This is a genomic window from Bradyrhizobium sp. WSM4873 (genome assembly GCF_055811355.1).
In genome coordinates this window covers 60,407-79,597 of the sequence record NZ_JBVVPS010000014.1, presented here as the reverse complement: position 1 = coordinate 79,597, position 19,191 = coordinate 60,407, and the positions used below count along the sequence as shown (strand labels likewise).

General features: G+C 64.3%; 15 protein-coding genes and 1 pseudogene. 5 read left to right on the top strand and 11 right to left on the bottom strand.

Going from position 1 to position 19,191, the window contains the following annotated elements; genetic code table 11:
- Positions 1-241: 241 nt before the first annotated feature.
- Both AC0L21_RS19660 and AC0L21_RS19655 read right to left on the bottom strand, forming a co-directional pair.
- Positions 242-667 carry a CBS domain-containing protein gene (locus AC0L21_RS19660; protein WP_456765398.1) on the bottom strand — a complete coding sequence of 142 codons (426 nt, stop codon included), beginning with the start codon at positions 665-667 and terminating at the stop codon, positions 242-244.
- Between the two features lie 38 nt (positions 668-705).
- Positions 706-1,539 carry a universal stress protein gene (locus AC0L21_RS19655; protein ID WP_473263472.1) on the bottom strand — a complete coding sequence of 278 codons (834 nt, stop codon included), beginning with the start codon at positions 1,537-1,539 and terminating at the stop codon, positions 706-708.
- Positions 1,540-1,743: 204 nt separating this feature from the next.
- Here AC0L21_RS19655 and fixL point away from each other — a divergent pair, with 204 nt between their 5' ends.
- The 4 genes from fixL to AC0L21_RS19635 all read left to right on the top strand — a co-directional run bounded on the left by fixL (position 1,744) and on the right by AC0L21_RS19635 (position 5,168).
- On the top strand, positions 1,744-3,261 hold the full coding sequence (fixL, locus tag AC0L21_RS19650; protein ID WP_473263471.1) for a sensor protein FixL: 1,518 nt from the start codon (positions 1,744-1,746) through the stop codon (positions 3,259-3,261).
- A gap of 3 nt (positions 3,262-3,264) precedes the next feature.
- Positions 3,265-3,882 (top strand): response regulator FixJ, encoded by a 618-nt coding sequence (gene fixJ, locus AC0L21_RS19645; protein WP_473263470.1) that lies wholly within the window; start codon positions 3,265-3,267, stop codon positions 3,880-3,882.
- A gap of 58 nt (positions 3,883-3,940) precedes the next feature.
- Positions 3,941-4,363: a response regulator gene (locus AC0L21_RS19640; RefSeq protein WP_473263469.1), complete on the top strand. Its 423-nt coding sequence runs from the start codon at positions 3,941-3,943 to the stop codon at positions 4,361-4,363.
- 103 nt (positions 4,364-4,466) lie between these two features.
- A complete protein-coding gene (locus AC0L21_RS19635; protein ID WP_473263467.1) occupies positions 4,467-5,168 on the top strand; it encodes a helix-turn-helix domain-containing protein in 702 nt (233 codons plus the stop codon).
- A 39-nt stretch (positions 5,169-5,207) separates the two neighbouring features.
- On the opposite strand, the gene AC0L21_RS19630 is transcribed toward AC0L21_RS19635, so the two are convergent.
- Genes AC0L21_RS19630 through AC0L21_RS19615 form a run of 4 tightly spaced genes read right to left on the bottom strand, consistent with a single transcriptional unit; the run spans position 5,208 to position 11,112 of the window.
- On the bottom strand, positions 5,208-6,521 hold the full coding sequence (locus tag AC0L21_RS19630) for an MFS transporter (RefSeq protein WP_473263466.1): 1,314 nt from the start codon (positions 6,519-6,521) through the stop codon (positions 5,208-5,210).
- Positions 6,522-6,544: 23 nt separating this feature from the next.
- Complete coding sequence (locus AC0L21_RS19625) at positions 6,545-7,066, bottom strand: PRC-barrel domain-containing protein (protein WP_473263465.1); 522 nt, start codon at positions 7,064-7,066, stop codon at positions 6,545-6,547.
- Positions 7,067-7,088: 22 nt separating this feature from the next.
- Positions 7,089-9,293 (bottom strand): amylo-alpha-1,6-glucosidase, encoded by a 2,205-nt coding sequence (locus AC0L21_RS19620; RefSeq protein ID WP_473263464.1) that lies wholly within the window; start codon positions 9,291-9,293, stop codon positions 7,089-7,091.
- Positions 9,294-9,348: 55 nt separating this feature from the next.
- On the bottom strand, positions 9,349-11,112 hold the full coding sequence (locus AC0L21_RS19615; RefSeq protein ID WP_473263463.1) for an ABC transporter ATP-binding protein: 1,764 nt from the start codon (positions 11,110-11,112) through the stop codon (positions 9,349-9,351).
- Between the two features lie 276 nt (positions 11,113-11,388).
- Between AC0L21_RS19615 and AC0L21_RS19610 the strand changes: the two genes are divergently transcribed.
- A complete protein-coding gene (locus AC0L21_RS19610) occupies positions 11,389-12,459 on the top strand; it encodes a glycosyltransferase family 4 protein (RefSeq protein WP_473263461.1) in 1,071 nt (356 codons plus the stop codon).
- 130 nt (positions 12,460-12,589) lie between these two features.
- Here AC0L21_RS19610 and AC0L21_RS19605 read toward each other — a convergent pair whose 3' ends face one another.
- From AC0L21_RS19605 to AC0L21_RS19585, 5 genes and pseudogenes are all read right to left on the bottom strand, one after another.
- On the bottom strand, positions 12,590-14,524 hold the full coding sequence (locus tag AC0L21_RS19605) for an alkyl/aryl-sulfatase (protein WP_473263460.1): 1,935 nt from the start codon (positions 14,522-14,524) through the stop codon (positions 12,590-12,592).
- A gap of 66 nt (positions 14,525-14,590) precedes the next feature.
- Positions 14,591-15,757, bottom strand: coding sequence for a diguanylate cyclase domain-containing protein (locus AC0L21_RS19600; RefSeq protein WP_473263459.1), 1,167 nt, complete (start codon positions 15,755-15,757; stop codon positions 14,591-14,593).
- Positions 15,758-15,876: 119 nt separating this feature from the next.
- Positions 15,877-17,157, bottom strand: coding sequence for a TRAP transporter large permease (locus AC0L21_RS19595; protein WP_342761046.1), 1,281 nt, complete (start codon positions 17,155-17,157; stop codon positions 15,877-15,879).
- 222 nt (positions 17,158-17,379) lie between these two features.
- Positions 17,380-17,853 (bottom strand): annotated as a pseudogene (locus tag AC0L21_RS19590) (TRAP transporter small permease); the annotation flags it as partial.
- A gap of 151 nt (positions 17,854-18,004) precedes the next feature.
- The gene (locus AC0L21_RS19585; protein ID WP_473263456.1) at positions 18,005-19,006 is read right to left on the bottom strand and encodes a DctP family TRAP transporter solute-binding subunit; all 1,002 of its coding nucleotides are present in this window, start codon (positions 19,004-19,006) and stop codon (positions 18,005-18,007) included.
- Positions 19,007-19,191 lie beyond the last annotated feature (185 nt).

Sequence of the window (19,191 nt, the reverse complement as noted above, 5' to 3'; positions counted from 1 at the left end):
CAGCCAGTTGATGCGCCCTCTCTCCTTGTGAGAGGGCAGCGAGGACCGTCCCGCACACTCACTTGGGTGAGGGGTTGGTCCCGCACGAAGAGTCTTTCGGTGGAGAAAAACCTCTCATCCGGCGCCATAGCCGAAGCTTCGCTCCGGCGTTCTTAAGAACGGAGGCCCGAAGGCCGCCTATGCCACCACAGGGGGAGAAGGGAAGAAAAAGAATCTTCCGTAAAATCACGCAACCGCCTTGTCACTCGCGTGCCGTCGCCTTGAGCGCCGCGATAACGTCCTCGCGCGCGACGATTCCGACCAGCTTCTGCGCACCGTCGAGCACGATGATGCTCCTGATGCGGTGCTCGACCATGATCTGGAGCACGCGCGTCAGCCGCGTGTCGGGGCTGACATAGATAAAGTCGGGAGTCATGACGTCGCCGATTTTGCGGCTCATCAGGTCGTGATAGCGCGGCAGCATCTGGCTCGGCGTGAAGGCGAAGCACTTCAGGATATCGAACTTGGTGACGATGCCGACGACCTGCCCGTCGTCCTCGACCGGATAGGAATTGAAATCGTCGCGTTCGAACATCTCGCTCAGCGCGAGCAGGTCGAGGTCGCGCCTCACCGTCCTGACGTCGTGCGTCATGTAGCCGTCGACGGTCTGTTCAAGAAATCTGTACACGGCGCGTCCTCTTCGATTCGTCTTGTATCGCTCCGGCGTCAGTGCGACAGCAGCACGCAGCGGGCAGATTGAGTGACCAGATACTGGGTGACGCCGCCGAGGATCAGTTCGCGGAAGCGCGAATGACCGTAGACACCGGCGACGACCAGGCTGGCGCCGACATCGCCGGCAATTTTCTCCAGTTGCCCGGCAACGGTTTCGTTGCGGGCCGCTTCCGAAACGCGCGCGATCGCGGTCACGCCGTGGCGGGCAAGCCACGCCGTCACGTCGGTCACGCCAGCGACCGCGGCTGGGCGATCGTCGTCGCCTTCGGGAATTGCGACGACGGTAACATCCCTGGCCTTGCGCAGGATCGGCAGCGCATCGGCCAGCGCCCGCCGCGCTTCCGGCGTATCCTTCCACGCCACGAGGACGCTGCGCAGGTCGAGCCAGTTGACGCCGTCGGGCACGACCAGGATCGGCCGGCCGGCTTGCATCACCAGATCCTTGGGGCTCGCGAGCGCGAAGGCGTCGGAGAAGGTCGGGCTCTGCCCGCCGGTGACGATGATGTCGGCGCAACGCGCCTGGGTGAACGTAAAGCGCGCCGGGAAATCCATGGCGCTGCGCCATTCCACATGTCCGCCGCGATTCCTGATCGCGGCGCGGAATTGCGCCTCGAGCTCGCCCAGGCGTCGCTTGACCGAGGCTTCTCCCTCATCGATCAGTCCCTGCGCTGCGGCGCCATCGCTGAAATACAGCGGCGGGGCGAACTGCCCCGCAGCAATGCCGATGATCGACGCCTCGAATCGTTCCGCAAGCTCGCCCGCGAGCTGAAGCCGCGCCTCGTTGGGCTGATCGAGCGCCAGGCTGACCATCACGGTCGCGTATGTCATCGGAGTCTCCGGGGCAATGAGCTTTGATCCGATCGTAAGCCGGTCGCCAGCTGGCAGGATGAGATAGATCAAAACCTTGGATCACCGCGCGGGCCCGAAATCTGCCAATGGTATAAGACATCGGAACTTGCCTCTGGCCCCTCCTTGGGTACATTGCCGACGGTAACGCTGTGCGGTTCCCCGCATCAGAATGGGAGTGATCGTGTGGCGCCGACCCGTGTGATTCATCCGCAAGATGACGGCCGGGGCGAACATTTCCGCGTTCGAATCGAAGGATTTGGCGTCGGGACCTGGGATCTCGATCTCAAGACACTGGAATTGGAGTGGTCGGAGACGGCCAGAATCCTGTTCGGAATCGAATCCGGCCAATCGGTGAGTTACGCGCTGTTTCTGTCCCGGCTGGAGCCGAACGACCGCGAGCGGATCGAGATCGCGATCCGGCGCGTCTCCGAACGGGGCGGCAGCTTCGACGTGTCGTTCAGGGTCACGGGGGCGTCGGGCAGAGCGCAGTGGATCCGCGCCCGCGCGGGACTGATTCGTGACGACGCCGGCGCTGCCCGACATCTCAGCGGCATCTTTCTTGATGTCGATGAGGAGAAGCAGGTCGAGGAAACCCTGCGCACCCGCGAGAGTCACCTCCGCTCGATCCTCCAGACGATTCCCGATGCCATGATCGTCATCGACGGCCATGGCATCATCCAGCTCTTCAGCGCGGCGGCCGAGCGCCTGTTCGGCTGGGTCGAGTCGGAGGCAATCGGCCAGAACGTCCGCATCCTGATGCCGGAGCCCGACAGCTCACGTCACGACGGCTACATCGCGCGTTACCGGACCACCAGCGACCCGCACATCATCGGCATCGGCCGCATCGTGACCGGCAAGCGCCGCGACGGCACGACCTTTCCGATGCACCTGTCGATCGGCGAGATGCAGTCGGGCGGCGAGCCCTATTTCACCGGCTTCGTCCGCGATCTGACCGAGCATCAGAAAACCCAGACGCGGCTCCAGGAATTGCAGTCCGAGCTCGTCCACGTCTCGCGATTGAGCGCGATGGGCGAAATGGCGTCCGCGCTCGCCCACGAGCTCAACCAGCCGCTGGCGGCGATCAGCAACTACATGAAGGGGTCGCGGCGGTTGCTCGCCGGAAGCCAGGATCCGAATGCGCCGAAGATCGAGAGCGCGCTGGAGCGCGCCGCCGAGCAGGCGCTGCGCGCCGGCCAGATCATCCGGCGCCTGCGCGACTTCGTCTCCCGCGGCGAATCGGAGAAACGGGTCGAGAGCCTGTCCAGACTGATCGAAGAGGCCGGCGCCCTCGGGCTGGCAGGCGCGCGCGAGCAGGACGTGCAGCTTCGCTTCAGCCTCAATCCCAATGCCGATCTCGTGCTCGCCGACCGGGTGCAAATCCAGCAGGTGCTGGTCAACCTGTTCCGCAACGCGCTGGAAGCGATGGCGCAGTCGCCTCGGCGCGAGCTCGTCGTCACCAACACCCGCGTCGCCGACGACATGATCGAGATCGAGGTCTCCGATACCGGCTCCGGCTTCCAGGACGACGTCATGCCAAACCTGTTTCAGACTTTTTTCACCACCAAGGACACCGGCATGGGAGTGGGACTGTCCATCAGCCGCTCGATCATCGAGGCTCACGGCGGCCGGATGTGGGCCGAGAGCAACGCATCGAGTGGAGCGACATTCCGCTTCACGTTGCCGGCAGCCGACGAGAACTGATCCATGACGACCAAGGGAATCATCTACGTCATTGACGACGACGAGGCGATGCGGGATTCGCTGAACTTCCTGCTGGATTCGGCTGGCTTCGGCGTCACGCTGTTCGACAACGCGCAGAGTTTTCTCGACGCCCTGCCCGGCCTCGCCTTCGGTTGCGTCGTCTCCGACGTGCGCATGCCCGGCATCGACGGGATCGAGCTTCTCAAGCGCCTGAAGGCGCAGCGCAGCCGGTTTCCAATCCTGATCATGACCGGCCATGGCGACGTGCCGCTCGCGGTCGAGGCGATGAAGCTCGGTGCCATGGATTTCCTGGAAAAGCCGTTCGAAGATGACCGCCTCGTCGCCATGATCGAATCCGCGATCCGCGAGGGCGAGCCGGCGGCCAGGAACGATGCCATCGCCCAGGATGTCGCCGCTCGCGTCGCTTCCCTGAGCCCCAGGGAACGCCAGGTCATGGAGGGGCTGATCGCGGGCCTCTCCAACAAGCTGATCGCCCGCGAGTACGACATCAGCCCACGCACCATCGAGGTCTACCGGGCCAATGTGATGACCAAGATGCAGGCCAACAGCCTGTCGGAATTGGTGCGGCTGGCCATGCGGGCCGGAATGCTCAACGATTGAAGTCACCAGGATTGAGGCAAGTCAAAACCGCTCGCTCGCCCTGTGCTACCAGATCGGAATGATTGCGATCAGCTCCCATCCTGAGCGGCTCCCGATGTCGTCACCAGCAAAGCCAAGCATCTATGTGGTCGACGACGATGCCGCTGTGCTCGGCTCGCTGAGGTTTTTGCTGGAAACCGACGGTTTTTCCGTGCGGACCTTCAGGAATGCCACAGCGCTGCTCAATGCGGCGAGCCCGTCCGGTGCAGACTGTTACGTGATCGACTACAAAATGCCCGACATCAACGGCATCGAGCTGGCCGGGCGACTGCGCCAGTCCGAGGGCGATACCCCGGTGATCCTGATCACCGGCTATCCCGACCCGAATATCTCGGCCCGGGCGGCGGCCGCAGGCGTGAATGAAGTGATTCTGAAGCCGCTTCTGGACGAAAACCTGGTCAAACGCATTCGCCACGCCATCCAGAACCGGGTCCATAGCTGACCTACGGGATTCTACGTAAGGCCCCCCCCTTAAGATATCTCGCGAAATTTTCGAGGCACCCGATACCGCGTAACAAAGCGCCATCACAACGGAGATGGCGCAGATGCTGACCCAGACGATCAACACCCAGGCGATCAAGACCCAGATCAACGGCAGCAAGATCGCCCCGGGCTATCCCGTCTCCGACCAGTTCGGTGCGATCGCCGGCCATGTCGGCCTCGTTGCCACCGAGTTCTCCTACCGCAAGGAAGAGGAGATCTATGGCGAGGACGAGCCGGCCGAGTATGTCTATCAGGTCGTCACCGGCGCCGTGCGCAGCTACAAGCTTCTCTCCGACGGCCGCCGCCAGATCGGCTCCTTCCACCTTCCCGGCGACGTATTCGGCCTCGAATCCGGCACCACCCACCGCCTTGCTGCTGAAGCTATCATCGACACCACGGTGCGCCTCGTGAAGCGCGCGAGCCTCGAGAAGGCCGCAGCCACCGACGTCCAGGTCGCCCGCAAGCTCTGGGCCATGACCGCCGGTGAGCTTCGCCACGCCGAAGACCACATGCTGCTGCTGGGCCGCAAGACCGCGATGGAGCGCGTCGCAACCTTCCTGCTCGAAATGGACCGCCGCCTCGCGGTTGCCGGCATGATGGCGCTGCCGATGTGCCGCCGCGACATCGGCGACTATCTCGGTCTCACGCTCGAGACCGTCTCGCGCGCGCTGTCGCAGCTTCACGCCCAGGGCATTCTCGGCTTCTCGGGCGCCCGCCAGATCGTGCTGCGCAACCGCGCACGCCTGCACAATCTCGACGCCTGATCTCTTCTCTCCCATCCACTCATGGCCGGCTGAACCGGTTCAGCCGGCCATTTCTTTTGCTACGATCATGCCCGTGCGCCGCGTCTCCGGCATCACAAGCAGAATAAGCAGAAGTCCCGTCGCCGCGATGCCGGACAGTCCGGTGAACGCCATCGCATTGCCGAATTTATCGCTGACATAGCCGCCAAGCGCGGTGCTCAGCGACGCGCCGATGCCCATTGCCGTGCCGACGATGCCCTGCGCGAGGTTGAAGTGGCCGCTGCCGAAGGCGACGTCGGCCACGATCAGCGGGATCATCACCGCGAACACCGCCGCAGTGAGGCCGTCGAACACCTGCACCAGCACCAGCAGATACGGATCGCGCACGGTCGCGAACAGCAGACCGCGAATCGTCAGCGCCGCGAATCCGATCAGCAGCAGCGGCCTGCGGCCCCATGCTTGCGCCTTGCGCCCTACGCTCGGCGACAGCAGCGCCACGATCGCCTGCGGCACGACGATGCAAAAGGCGACGAGGACCGTCGCCCACTCGCTCGATCGCGCCGTCACCGCGCTTGCCATCAGCGGCATCATCGAGGCGTTCGCGAGCTGCAACAGGAGCACGCTGAGCGCAAAGACGATGAGCGGCCGCTGCCGGATCAGATGCCAGATATTGGTGTCACCGCGATCCTCCGCCTCGCGCGGCATCTCGCCGTGACAGCGCGCGATGTCGACCTCGTGCTCGCGGATGCGAGAGAGGGCGATCAAGGTGGGAATTGCGAGCAGGAAGGTGACCAGGAACACCGAGCGGCTCGACAGCAGATAGCCGGCCGTTCCCATCACTGCGGCCGCAACACCGTTGCCGAGCGAAGCAAAGCGCGCGTTGCGGCCGAGACGCTCGCCGATCGCGAGCGGGCCGACCAGACCGAGGCTGATCGCCGCGATCGCCGGTCCGAGCACGCAGCTCGCGGCGGCGTGCAAGGTGGCCGCAGCCACCACGACGGGAAAGATCGGCATCGCAGCATAGGCGAGCGCGCAGCAGCCGATGGTGGCGATGGCGAGGCCGGCGACCAAGCGCTCGGATTTCGCGGCATCGATGATGGCACCGCCCGGCATCTGGCCGATCAGGGCAACGATGCCGCCGATCGACAGCACGAGGCCGATCTCGACCTGGGTCCATTTCTGGGTCGTCAGATAAACCGCGATGAACGGCCCGAATCCGGTCTGCACGTCGGCGAGGAAGAAGATGAACCAGTCGAGGCCGCGCAGGCTCTGGCGCGACGGCGCCGGAATGCCGGCAGGCGACGGCGCCGCAAATTTGTCCTGCTCAACGCGGTCCTCGCGATCCGCATGATTCGGCTTCCTCGACAACAGCACCGGCGGCCATCCCTCCCCGCGCGTCACTGAACAGCTTGCAGCGGCTGCAGGCTGCCGGACGCGCCGAGCACCACCATCGGCGTGTCCTCCTTGTACTCCGGCGCGGCCGCGACCTGCGCCTTGGTCAATTCCAGCGTGATGCTGTCCTTCTTGTTGGTGATCTTGCCGAATCGAAGCGCGTTCCAGTCCACCACGATCTTGCGGCTGCCGACGCCGAGGAAGCCGCCGAAATCGATCACGGCGGCGCGCACGTGCCCGCTCCGGTCGACGATGACGTCGACGATGCGGCCCATGTCCTCGTTCGCCGCGCTGAGCACGTCACGGCCAAGCACACCGTGCGCATCGCTCGCGCCGATGATCGTGACCGACGGCGGCGGCGCGGCATTCTTTGGCGTGACGGGGACCGACGACGCCGGCGGCTGCGCCGTCGGCGGTGCATTCGCTTCGGTCGAGGGTGCGGGTGACTCCTCCGCGGCGCGTGACACGGCGAGCGTCATTCCGCAGACGATCACGACGCCCAAGGCCAACCATCCGGCGGTACGCATGCACCCTCCTCCCGGCGCGCCGTCAGCGCGCCAGCACGATCGAGACCTGGATCTGGCCACGCGTGCGCAACACCTCCAGCGCCACGTCGTCGCCATGGCGGCTGACGCGCAGGTCCACGCTGGACTCGCCCAGACGCAGATCGCGCAATATCACCTCGTGCAGAAACGCCGGCAGATGCGGATTGCGCAGCCGGATCTCGCCGCGCGCCACGTCGAATTCGATGCCCAGCGCCGCCTCCAATAGCGTGAACGCCGTTGCGCTGGCCCAGGCCTGCGGCGCGCAGGCGACCGGATAGAGCGTCGGGCCGCGCCGCTTTTCGCGCCGGAAGCCGCAGAACAATTCGGGCAACCGGCGCAGGTCCATGTAGGTCGCGGCGTCGAACAGTCCCTTGAAGACATGCGCGACCGAATGCTTGAGCCCGTAGCGCGCGAGCCCGAGCGCGATCAGCGCATTGTCATGCGGCCAGATCGACCCGTCATGATAGGACATCGGATTGTAACGCACCTCGCCGACAGCGACGGTGCGGATGCCCCAGCCCGAGAAGAAATGCGGCCGCATCAAATCGGCGGCGACGAGGCGCGCACGGTCCTCGCGGATCATGCCGCTGAACAGGATCTGGCCGGCGTTCGAGGTCCGCACCTTGCAGGGCCGCTTCTTGCCGTCGAGCGCAAGCGCATAGGTGCCGATCTCCTCGCACCAGAACGCGGTCTCGAAACGCTCGGCCAGCGCCTTGGCCTCGGCCTCTAGCTTTTTGGCGAGATCAGGCTTGCCGAGCCGGAGCGCGCAGCGCGCGGCGAGCCGCTTGGCGGCAAAGACGTAACCTTGCACCTCGGCCAGCGCGAGATTGCCTTCCGCAAGCTGGCCATCGGCATGGAAGATCGCGTCGTAGGAATCCTTCCAGCCCTGGTTGGCGAGGCCCTTTTCCGTAGCGCGCTGATACTCGACGAAGCCGTCCTTGTCGGGGTCCCCCGGACCGTCGATCCAGGCCAGCCCCGCTTCGATGGCCGGCCACAGCTCGGTCAAGGTCTTCTCGTCGCCGGTGCGTTCGAAATAGCTTCCTGCCAGCAGGACGAACAAGGCCGTGGAATCGACGCTGCCGTAATATTGCGCGAACGGCACCTCGCGCAGCGCCGCCATCTCGCCGCCGCGCATCTCATGCAGGATCTTGCCCGGCGCGGCATCGGCGAGCGGATCGACCGCCTTGGCCTGGAAATGGGCAAGCCGCCGCAGCACGCCCTTGGCGATCCGCGGGTCGACCCATAGCATCTGTAGCGCGGTGATCAGCCCATCGCGGCCGAACGTCGTCGAGTACCAGGGAATCCCCGCATACGGATAGCGGCCCTGCGGCGTCTCCGTCATCAGCATGTTGAGGTCGGCCATGGCCTGGCACAGCACCTCGTTGAAGATGTTGTTGGAGGTCTCGATGCTGGCGGCGCCCATCGTCGATCGGCGCATCTCGCGGCGGTGGGCGAGCAGGCTTCTGAAAAAGCGCGCCGGCTTCTCCGCGACCGGCCGATTGCAGGACACGGCCACGAACAGGGATTTCGACTCATGAGGGTCGAGTTCGAGCTGCCAGGTCGCGGCGTTCACCGACAACTTCGTCGGGCGCGGATCGAAATGCAGGCCCGTGGTGCGCTCGGCGTCATCAAGACCGCGGTAGTCGAACAGCACGTCGGTCGGTCCCAACAGCCGGCTCGAGCCGATGCCGCGGCGCGGGCGCCGCTCGCCGCGGACTTCGAACAGATCGGCGAAATCATTGTCGAACAGCAGCGTCAGCGCGAAGCCAGTCGGGCGGTCGCCGTGGTTCTGCACGCCGATGCGCTGATAGGCGGTCCCGCGCCACAGGAAGATCGTGCGCACGATGTGCAGCAGGTCCTTTTGCAGCACGAGGCTGCCCTGCCGGTAGATGTCCGGATTGGTCAGATCGACGGTCAGGGCTGAATTGTCGTCGCGCAGGTTCGAGCCCAGCAGCAACGGCTGGAGATCGTCTAGCACGAGCTCGAGCCTCGCAAGGTAGCGCGTGTCGTGATGGAACAAGCCATCGGGCCCACCGGCCGAAGCGCCGATGTCGCCATGGCTGTCGAGCACGATAAAGGTGTCGTCGTGCTTGAGCGAACGCCGCGGCCGCGCCGACGGTCCCGTCATCGGAATATAGAAAGGCTGTTCCGCGACCTGGTCCACGGTCCGCGTCACGGAGACGAATTGGGTAACGGCTTCAGCCGACATCAGCAGCTCCCCTGCGCTTGTTTCGACACGCAACCGACTCGAACGCGACTGTGGTTTACGCGGCGGCTTGGGCGAGCCGGCTCATTTCCTGCGTGACCAGCTCACGATAGGGCCCGTGGCCCTGCATCAGACGCTCGGGCGACCCGTCCTCAATGATCTTACCAGCCCTCAACACGACCACGCGATCGAAATTGCGCAGGGTCGCGAGGCGATGCGCGATCGCGATGACCGTGCGGCCGCGCATCAGCCGCGACAACGCCTCGCGGATCGCCTCCTCGGATTCGCTGTCGAGCGCGGCGGTCGCCTCGTCCAGCAGCAGGATCGGCGCGTCCTTCAGGAAGGCGCGCGCAATCGCGATGCGCTGGCGCTGACCGCCGGACATCTTGACGCCGCGGTCGCCGACCATGGTGTCGAGACCACCAGGCAGGCTTTCGACGAAATCGCAGCGCGCCGCGATCGCCGCACGCAGCACCTCGTCGTCGGTCGCGTTCGGGCGACCATAGCGGATGTTCTCGCGAATTGAGCGGTGGAACAGCGAGATGTCCTGCGGCACGACGGAGATCGCCTCGCGCAGGCTCTGCTGCGTCACCTTGGAAATGTCCTGGCCGTCGATGGTGATGCTACCCTCGTCGGTGTCGTAGAAGCGCTGGAGCAGCGTGAACAGCGTCGACTTTCCGCCGCCGGACTGGCCGACCAGGCCGACGCGCTGGCCGGGCTGCAGGCGCAGGCTGAAGCGCTCGAAGATCTTTTCGCCGCCGGGATAGCCGAAAGTGACATTGTTGAACGCGATCGCGGCGCCGCTCTTCACCAGCGGCTCGGCCTCGGGGTGGTCGCGCAATTCGTGCGGCACCAGCAGCGTGGCGATCGCCTCGGTCAGCCGCGCAACGTGCTGGGTGACGTCGACCAGCGCCACCGCGAGATCGCGCGTCGCGTTCAGAATGGAGAGACCGAGGGTGCAGACCAGCACGACGTCGCCCGTGGTCGCCCGGCCATCCTGCCAGAGCATGATCGCCCAGGCCATCAGGGCGATCGTGAGCACGACTGTGACGCCGGCATGGATAAGCCGCAGCTTCTCCAGATAGCGCAGGCTGCGGCCGCGCGCGGTGAGCTCCCGGTTCACAGTCGCGTCGAACCGCTCATGCTCGTGCCCGATGCCGCAGAAGGCGCGCACCAGCGGCATGTTGCTGATGACGTCGATCATCTCGCCGTCGACGACGGCGGCCTTGTCGGCGAAGTCGTCATGCAGCGGCTTGCCCGCGGCAGCCAAGCGGAACATCGCAAGCACCATGCCGCCGGCAATTACCATCAGGCCGAGTGCCATGTAAGGGCTGACGGTTCCAATCAGCGCGATTGCCGCAACCGTTGCGATGCACGGCGGCAGCACATTCCAGACGAACATGTTTTCGACCGTGAACACCGCATTGGACGTCGCCGTGATGCGGCTCGTCAGCATGCCGGGCATGCGGTCGGAGAAGTAGCTCGGCGCGTGGCCGGTCAGATGACGAAAGATGTCACGGCGTAAATCACCGGTGACACGGACGAAGGTGAAGCTGGCCGTCCAGCTCGCAATCCGCCAGAGGAAATTGTCAGCGGCGATCAGCGTCATGAGGAATATGAATGCCAGCCATACGCTTCCACCATGCGAAGCGCCGGCCGACAAACTGTCGACGAGGGATTTGACGCCATACTGCGTGCCTACGGAGCAGGCGACGGCCGCTACCACAGCGGTCAGGATCACGAGATGCGACGTGAGGCGACGCCGAAGATAGCGCAAAACAAAGGCAAACGGCCGGTGCGCATATCCAGAAAGATGATCCATGTGACTATCGACCCCGTCGTGATGATTCAGACTTTTGTTGTTAGCCGACTGAACATCGACCACTCGCCTCGGTTCCCGGGCACACTCATCACGACATGCGGATGCGGGCGTTCTGCGATGATGTGATGGCAGCATCGCGACGGGCATCCGACGTGTCGAATAAGTAACGTTCGGAGGGAGGAACTTCGCAAGTGCGGGAACGTTCCCTTGATTGGCATGCCGGTGCTGAACAGGCGGGGGCTTTCCTACACATGATCGCACAAAGGAGATGGTGAGATGCGCATCGCGCAGGTAGCTCCGTTGACGGAGGCTGTTCCACCCAAGCTGTATGGCGGCACCGAGCGGGTGGTGCATTGGTTGACGGAAGAGCTGGTGGCCCTTGGGCATGACGTAACGCTATTCGCCAGCGGCGACTCACAAACCTCGGCAAAGCTGGATGCGCTGTGGCCGCGGGCGCTCCGCCTCGACGGTTCCGTGCGCGATCCCAATGCGCTGCACATGGTGATGCTGGAGCGGGTGCGGCAGAAATGTGACGACGAGGAGTTCGATTTCCTCCACTTCCATCTCGATTATTATCCGTGGTCGCTGTTCTACCGGCAGCCGACGCCGTTCCTGACCACGCTGCACGGTCGGCTCGATCTGCCGGAGCATCAGCCGGTCTTCAAGACCTTCTCGAAGGTCCCCGTCGTCTCGATCTCGAATGCGCAGCGCCGGCCGGTGCCGCAGGCGAACTGGGTGAGGACGATTCACCACGGCCTGCCGGAGAACCTGCTGACGCCGAAGCCGGCGAAACAGGAATATCTCGCCGTGCTCGGCCGCATCGCGCCGGAAAAGGGCGTCGACCGCGCCATCAAGATCGCGACGCATTGCGGCATTCCGCTCAAGATCGCCGCCAAGGTCGATCGGGCCGACCAGGATTACTATGACGAGCTGATCCGGCCGATGATCGAGAACAATCCGCTGGTGGAATTCATCGGCGAGATCAGCGATCACGAGAAGTCGGAGTTTTTGAGCGGCGCGCTGGGCTTGCTGCTGCCGATCGACTGGCCGGAGCCGTTTGGACTGGTGATGATCGAGGCCATGGCTTGCGGAACGCCGGTCATCGCCTTCAACCGCGGCTCGGTGCCGGAAATCATCGACGAGGGCCTCACCGGCTTCGTCGTCGAGGACGTCCTCAGCGCGGCCGGCGTCGTCGGTCGCCTGCCGCAACTCGACCGCTCCGTTATCCGCAAGCAGTTCGAGACGCGCTTCACGGCGCGCCGCATGGCGCTGGATTATCTCGCGGCCTATCGCAGCCTCGGCGAGGAACAGGCGCCGCGGATCAAGCTGGTGAGCAGCGCGGAGTAGTCACTGTCGTGCCCCGCGCAGGCGGGGCATCCAGTACGCCGCGGCTTCTCGGTTCGATCAGCGGCGTCACTGAATACTGGATCGCCCGGTCAAGCCGGGCGATGACAATGAGAACGCGCTGACGGCTGCCCTACCTCACCACCGCCCGCTTCGGCTCGACGATCTCGAACATGCGCGGGAATTCGTCCATCAGGCCCATCAGCTCGGCGAGGCGCATCGGGTTGCCGGCGAATTTGACCTTGCCGGCGGTCACGGCCTCCGGGAAGCTGGTCAGTTTTGCGATCACCTCGTCGAGCGTCGACCGCGCCAGCGTGAAGCTGGCATCGGCATTGTCCGCCTGCATGCCCTCCGTGTAAGTCAGCGCGCAGTTCTCCAGATTGAGCACGAAGGTCTCGCCGGTGTCGGAAAAGCTCCAGTTCAGCACGATGTGCTTTCCTTCCGCCTTCGGTCCGTTGAGGCGGATGCCGAGCACGTCCCAGAGCTGTGAGGTGCGCAGCGCCGCCAGCGTCTCGCGCGGCATCGGCGGGCGCGAAGGCACCTTCGGCATGCCCTGGCGCAATTCCTGCGCGCCGAACAGATAGGCATTGCGCCAGGTCGCGCTTTCGGCGGCGTAGCCGAGCTGCTCCAGCGTATCCGCCAGCAACGCACGCGCGGCCTGATTGTCCGGCTCGGCAAAGACGAGATGGCCGAGCGCCTGCGCCACGAAGCGGAATTCGCCCTTGTCGAAATCGACACGCGCCCGCGCGAGGATGGCGCCGGCGCCGCCCATGTACTCGACATACTTCTTGCCCGACTCGACCGGCGGCAGCGGGTCGAGATTGACCGGATTGGCGTCGTACCACCCCAGGTACTTTTGATAGATCGCCTTCACATTGTGCCGGATGTGGCCGTAATAGCCGCGGCCGTGCCAGGCGCCCTCCAGGCTCTTGGGCAGCTGGATCGCTTCGGCGATCTCGGCTGCGGTGAGGCCGTGGTTCATCAGGCGAATGGTCTGGTCATGCGCGAACTTATAGAGGTCGCGCTGTTGCCGGATCATCGTGCCGATGCGTTCGCGTCCCCACACCGGCCAGTGATGCTGGCCACACATCGCCTCCGCCTTGCCGTCCCAGAGCTGCAGGGCCTCGCCCAGATATTTCGACCAGGCCAGCGCGTCACGCACGTCGGCGCCGCGGAACGGCAGCAGATTGTGGAAATTGTGGGTGCAGTTCTCGGCGAGGTTCAACAGCTTGTAGCGCGGGATGAAGAAATGCATCTCCGCCGGCGCTTCGCTGTTCGGCGCCATCTGGAATTCGAATTCGACGCCGTCGATCACGCGCCTGTCGCCGGTCGCCATGATCAAATCGGTCGGCCGCAGCAGCGCCACCGAACCTGCCGCCATCGACTTGCCGAGGCCGCAATCGACCTGCCCGCGCGCGCCCTTGGCGAGGAGCGGCCCGAACTGGTACTGCGCCCGGCGCAACATCGCAGGTCCCGCGATGATGTTCTCGGAGACGGCATGCTCCATGAACAAGTTCGGCGCGATGATCGGCACGCGGCCGGTCGCGAGTGCATCCTCCTCCAGCACGCCGCGCGCACCGCCCCAATGGTCGGTGTGGGTGTGGGTGAAGATCACGGCCGCAACCGGCCGCTGGCCGCGGTGCTTGTAGTAGAGATCGAGCGCGGCGCGCGCGCCCTCGATCGAGGTCAGGGTGTCGACGACGATGACGCCGCTGTCGCCTTCGATCAGCGTCATGTTGGCGATGTCGAGCCCGCGCACCTGGTAGATTCCGGGCACGACCTCGAACAGGCCGTGCTGCATGTTGAGTCGCGATTGCCGCCACAGGCTCGGATTGACCGTGGCTGGCGCCTGCTCGGCGGCGAGAAAGCCGTACGGCTCGAGGCTCCAGACCGTCCGCCCTTGCGGGTTGGTGATCGCCGCGTTCTCGATCGTGCCGAGGAAGCCGCGCGCGGCGTCGTCGAAATCCCGCGTGTCGGAGAATGGCAGCGCGTTCAGCATCGCCGTTTGCTGCGCGATCGCGGACGGCGTTGCGCCCTTCGGCGTGTCGCTGGCTTCGATGCTGCTCATAATGCCCTCCCGGCTCGTCTCTTGGGAGGTATCTAACCGCATCTCGATTGCGGTTCCAACAAGTCCTTACGCGGCCAAACCTCCGGCCACCGACTTATCGGAGACGCGCATGTCCGCCATCCGCAGCTCCCGCGCGAGCACGTAGCCGCCGCCATCCTGCTTGGCGCGGTACATCGCCCGGTCGGAGCGCGACAACAGCCCCTCCATAGTGCGCCCATCCTGCGGCGCGACGGCAACGCCGACGCTGACGCCGAGCCCGATCACCTGCCCGTCGACATCATAAGGCGCGCTGATCGATTGCACGATCCGCCGTGCCATCGCTTCCGCATCGGCCGCCGCGCGCTGCACCAGGATGAACTCGTCGCCGCCCATCCGGACCACGAGATCATGAGGTGCGGCGAGCGCCTTGAGCCGCCCGGCCACCTGCTTGAGCAGCGCGTCGCCAACAGGATGGCCGAAGCGGTCATTGGCCTCCTTGAAGCGGTCGAGATCGAGCGCATGGATGGCGATCATGCTGGAATTTCCGTCCGCCAGCATTCGCGGCAGATCCTCCGCCAGCACCGAACGGTTGAAGACGCCGGTCATCGAGTCCGAGCGCGCGAGCCGCTCAAACTGTCGCTTGAGCGTGATCTGTCTGATCGAGGCATTGAAGCTCAGCCGCACCATCTCGAAGCTCGCGGCCACATACATCAGGATGAGGAGCCCGAGCCCGACATGGCGCAGATCGGGCTGCATGAACGTCACGATCGCGGCGGGCGCGGCGATCGCGACCAGATCGAGCAGCGCTGCGACCGGGCGTAGCGCCAGCCGCGCCACCACGCCGGCACCGAAGCCGAAACCGATGCCGACCGCCATCACGCAGCAGAGCGCATCGCCCAGCACGATGCTGCGCGCGGCAAACACGCCGAGCACCATGGCCGTCATGACCGTGCCGGAAATGTACCGCCGTTCCCAACGCGCGGCCTCGGCCCGATCCAGCTGCGGCGGCTGCGAGAGGCGACGGCGGAACGCCGCGATTTCGAACAGGCGGATCATGGCCACCACGACGCCGGCGGCCGTAAGGACTGCCGTGACCGCGTCACCGGTCTCGTAGGTCGTGATCGCGCCGACCATCACCTGGCAGACGGCGGCGAGAATAGTGGGCACCGTCGTGCCGTGCAGCCCCGTGATCACTTCCATGTAGACGGCGTCGGAAATCGACGCCCGTCCGGATTCCATTCTGTTGAACAACATGCCAGCCCCATCCGCTGGCACGGTTCTACCGCACATCCGTAAAAATGCGTGCACCGCACAGCGGTGGCATTTGAGCGAGCGGATTTACCGCGCGTTAGCCATGCATCGCCTGTGCCCGATTACATGCCCAGCAATCTCGGCAGCCACAGCGACAGACCCGGCCAGTAGGTCACGACCACGAGGAACGCGAGCATCGTCAGCAGCCACGGCCACACCGCCACCGTGAGCTCGGTGATGCCCATCTTGGCGATGCCTGAGGCGACGTAGAGATTGAGGCCGACCGGGGGATGGCACAGCCCGACCTCCATGTTGACCGTCATCAGGATGCCGAAATGGATCGGGTCGATGCCGAGCTTGATCGCAACCGGAAACAGGATCGGCGCCATGATCAGGATGATCGAGGACGGCTCCATCACGTTACCCGCCACCAGCAGCAGGAGATTGACAAGGAGGAGGAAGCCGATCCAGCCAAGGCCCTGGTCGATCATCCATTGCGCCAGCGCTTGCGGCACGTTCTCGTAGGTCATCAGGAACGAGAACAAGACTGCGTTGGTGATGATGTAGAGCAGCATCGCCGAAAGATTTGCCGACGACAGCAGCACGCGCGGCACGTCTCGCAGCTTCAGATCCTTATAGATGAACACCGCGACGATGAAGGCGTACACCGCACTGACGGCGGCAGCTTCGGTCGGCGTGAACAGGCCGCTGTAGATGCCGCCGATCACGATCACGATCAGCAGGATACCCCAGATCGACTTGCGGAACGCATCGAAGCGTTCGTAGAAGGTTGCTTTCGGCATCCTCGGATAGTCGTTACGCCAGGCCCGATAGAACGTCGTGGCGCCGAGCAGCATGGCGAGCACGAGCCCCGGCACGATGCCGGCGATGAACAGCTTGCCGACGGAGGTGTTGGTAGAGACGGCAAAAAGCACCATCGGAATCGAGGGTGGAATGAGAATTCCCAGCGAGCCCGAGGTCGTGATCACGCCCGCCCCGAACCTCTTCGGAAATCCCTGCGCGACCATCGCGGGCAGGATCACCGATCCGATCGCCACCACGGTGGCCGGCGACGAGCCGGAAATCGCGGCGAACAGCGCACAGGCGACCACGCCCGAGAGCGCGAGGCCGCCGTACCAATGCCCGACCAACGACGTCGCGAACGCGATCATCCGGCGCGCGACGCCGCCATGGGTCAGGAAGTTGCCGGCAAGGATGAAGAACGGGATCGCCATAATCTCGAAGCTCTCGATGCCGGTAAACAGCTTCAGCGCCACCGATTCCGTTCGCACGTCGGTCAACGTGAACATGAAGCTGAGCACGGTCAGGCCGAGCGCGATCGAGATCGGCATGCCCGTGAGCATCAACGACAGCAGAAGGCCGAAAACGACGGCGACACGCAGGCCCTGCGGCAGCGTGATCACGTGCGCGGAATGGGCGAAGCACACGGCGACGATCAGAACCGGCAACAACATCAGGACCCAGCCGAGCGGGCTGCGTTCGTCGCGGACGACTTGACTGCGCGTGACCGGGGCCGGATGGACCGGGTCTACTTCCACGCCCTCGACGCCGGCCATGTCGTGATGCGGCAGCTCGCCGGTGTGATAGAACGACCAGGCGACCTGCAGGAAGCGGAAGCACATTAGCCCGGAGCCGAGCGGGATGGTGAGATACACCAGCCACATCGGCGCTTCCAGATCGTTGGATTGCTGGCCGGTCTGCCACATCTGGCCGACGAACGCGGCCCCGAAATAGCACACGATGGCCGTAAAAAGGGCGCCGCACATCAGGCCGAACGTGATGACGCGGCGGCGCGATCCGCCGGGAAGGATGTTGACCAGGACGTCGACGCCGACATGGATGCCGGTGCGCACCCCATAGGCCGCACCGAACTTCGCCATCCAGATGAACATGTAGATGCAGAGTTCCTGCGCCCAGGACAGGTCGAGAGCGGCAAGCCAGACGAACGCCGCTCGCGCGGGGACGGCCAGCAAGGCCAGGTTGCGCGCCTCCGCCCATTTGGCGATGTCGATCGACAGCCCGGCGCCATACCGGTGCAGCACGGCAACGAAGATGAGCAATGTCGCGGCCGCGATCATCGTCGCGATCAGCCATTCCTCGAGATGATCGAGCACACGATTGAATGCACGCAGCAACTTGGTCCCCTCAGCTTGGCTCATCATTCAAGAGCAACGGCCGGGAGTGCGATCACCCCCGACCGTTCATGGTTGTTCTCAAAACGCGCCCGCGTCAGTTCATCTTGACGTCGAGTTCCTTGGCGACGAGATCGAGCACCTCCTGCCCGACCCGCCCCTTCGCCCATTTGTAAGTCGGCTGCATCGCTTCCTGCCACGCCTTGCGATCGGCGTCAGTCAGATAATGCAGCGTGGTCTTGCCCGTCTTCTTGATCTCGGCCAGCGCATCCTCGTTTTCCTGGTGCGCGATCCGGTTGGTGTAGTCGGTCGCCTCGTTCATCGCCTTCTCGAGCTGGGCGCGGATATCAGGCGGCAGGCCGGACCAGAATTTCGAATTGACGATGACGGCATACTGCAGGTGCGCGTGATAGGACACGGTGATGTCCTTCTGCACCTCGTAGAACTTCTGCGTCAGGTAGTTGGATGCGGTGTTCTCGCAGCCGTCGACCACGCCCGTCTGCAAAGCCTGGTAGACTTCGGAAAACGCCATGATCTGGGGGATCGAGCCCATGATCCGAAGATATTGGTCGGCGACCTTCGATCCGGAGATGCGGAATTTGAGACCCTGGAAATCGGCCGGCTTCATCAGGGGACGGTTGGCGGAGAGCATGTGGAAGCCGTTGTCCCAGTAAGCGAGCCCGGTGATGCCCTTGGTCTCGAGCTTCTCGAACAGCCACTTGCCGATCGTGCCCTTCATCGCGTTCGAATAGGTCTGGTCGTCCTTGAACAACCAGGGCAGGTCGAGCGCCTCGAATTCCTTGATACCGAGCGGTGCGAACTTCGCGGTCGAGGGGGCAAGCATCTGCACCGAGCCGAGCTGCAGCGCCTCGATCTCCTCCTTGTCCTTGTACAGCGTTGAGTTCGGGTAGATTTCGACCTTGACCTTGCCGTCGGTGTACTTCTCCGCAAGTTCCTTGAACTTCAGGGCGCCCTTGCCCTTGGGAGTGTCGTTGGCGACGACGTGGCTGAATTTAATGACGATCGGGCTCTGGGCCTCGACGACGGCGGGACACAGGAGAACAGCTGCGGCGGCGACCGCAAGAAGCAGCTTGCGCATGAACGAACCTCCCAACAACCTCTAAAACCGGGTCTTTTTTGTTTTCCGATTTCAGTACTGACAGCAATCCGCCACCCGAACAACTAGACCTAAGCCCAATTTGCCGCAGCCAAGCTATCTTGCGCAACCCGGCTCCTGCTGCCGTTCCCGGAAGCGAGCGCTTATGTCGCATTGCGGTAGTGCGA

Coding starts and splice junctions, on each gene's coding strand:
- AC0L21_RS19635 (WP_473263467.1), top strand. CDS start 4,467: ATGCTGACCCAGACGATCAACACCCAGGCGATCAAGACCCAGATCAAC.
- fixJ (WP_473263470.1), top strand. CDS start 3,265: ATGACGACCAAGGGAATCATCTACGTCATTGACGACGACGAGGCGATG.
- AC0L21_RS19610 (WP_473263461.1), top strand. CDS start 11,389: ATGCGCATCGCGCAGGTAGCTCCGTTGACGGAGGCTGTTCCACCCAAG.
- AC0L21_RS19655 (WP_473263472.1), bottom strand. CDS start 1,539: ATGACATACGCGACCGTGATGGTCAGCCTGGCGCTCGATCAGCCCAAC.
- AC0L21_RS19600 (WP_473263459.1), bottom strand. CDS start 15,757: ATGTTGTTCAACAGAATGGAATCCGGACGGGCGTCGATTTCCGACGCC.
- AC0L21_RS19605 (WP_473263460.1), bottom strand. CDS start 14,524: ATGAGCAGCATCGAAGCCAGCGACACGCCGAAGGGCGCAACGCCGTCC.
- AC0L21_RS19620 (WP_473263464.1), bottom strand. CDS start 9,293: ATGTCGGCTGAAGCCGTTACCCAATTCGTCTCCGTGACGCGGACCGTG.
- AC0L21_RS19585 (WP_473263456.1), bottom strand. CDS start 19,006: ATGCGCAAGCTGCTTCTTGCGGTCGCCGCCGCAGCTGTTCTCCTGTGT.
- AC0L21_RS19625 (WP_473263465.1), bottom strand. CDS start 7,066: ATGCGTACCGCCGGATGGTTGGCCTTGGGCGTCGTGATCGTCTGCGGA.
- AC0L21_RS19615 (WP_473263463.1), bottom strand. CDS start 11,112: ATGGATCATCTTTCTGGATATGCGCACCGGCCGTTTGCCTTTGTTTTG.
- AC0L21_RS19640 (WP_473263469.1), top strand. CDS start 3,941: ATGATTGCGATCAGCTCCCATCCTGAGCGGCTCCCGATGTCGTCACCA.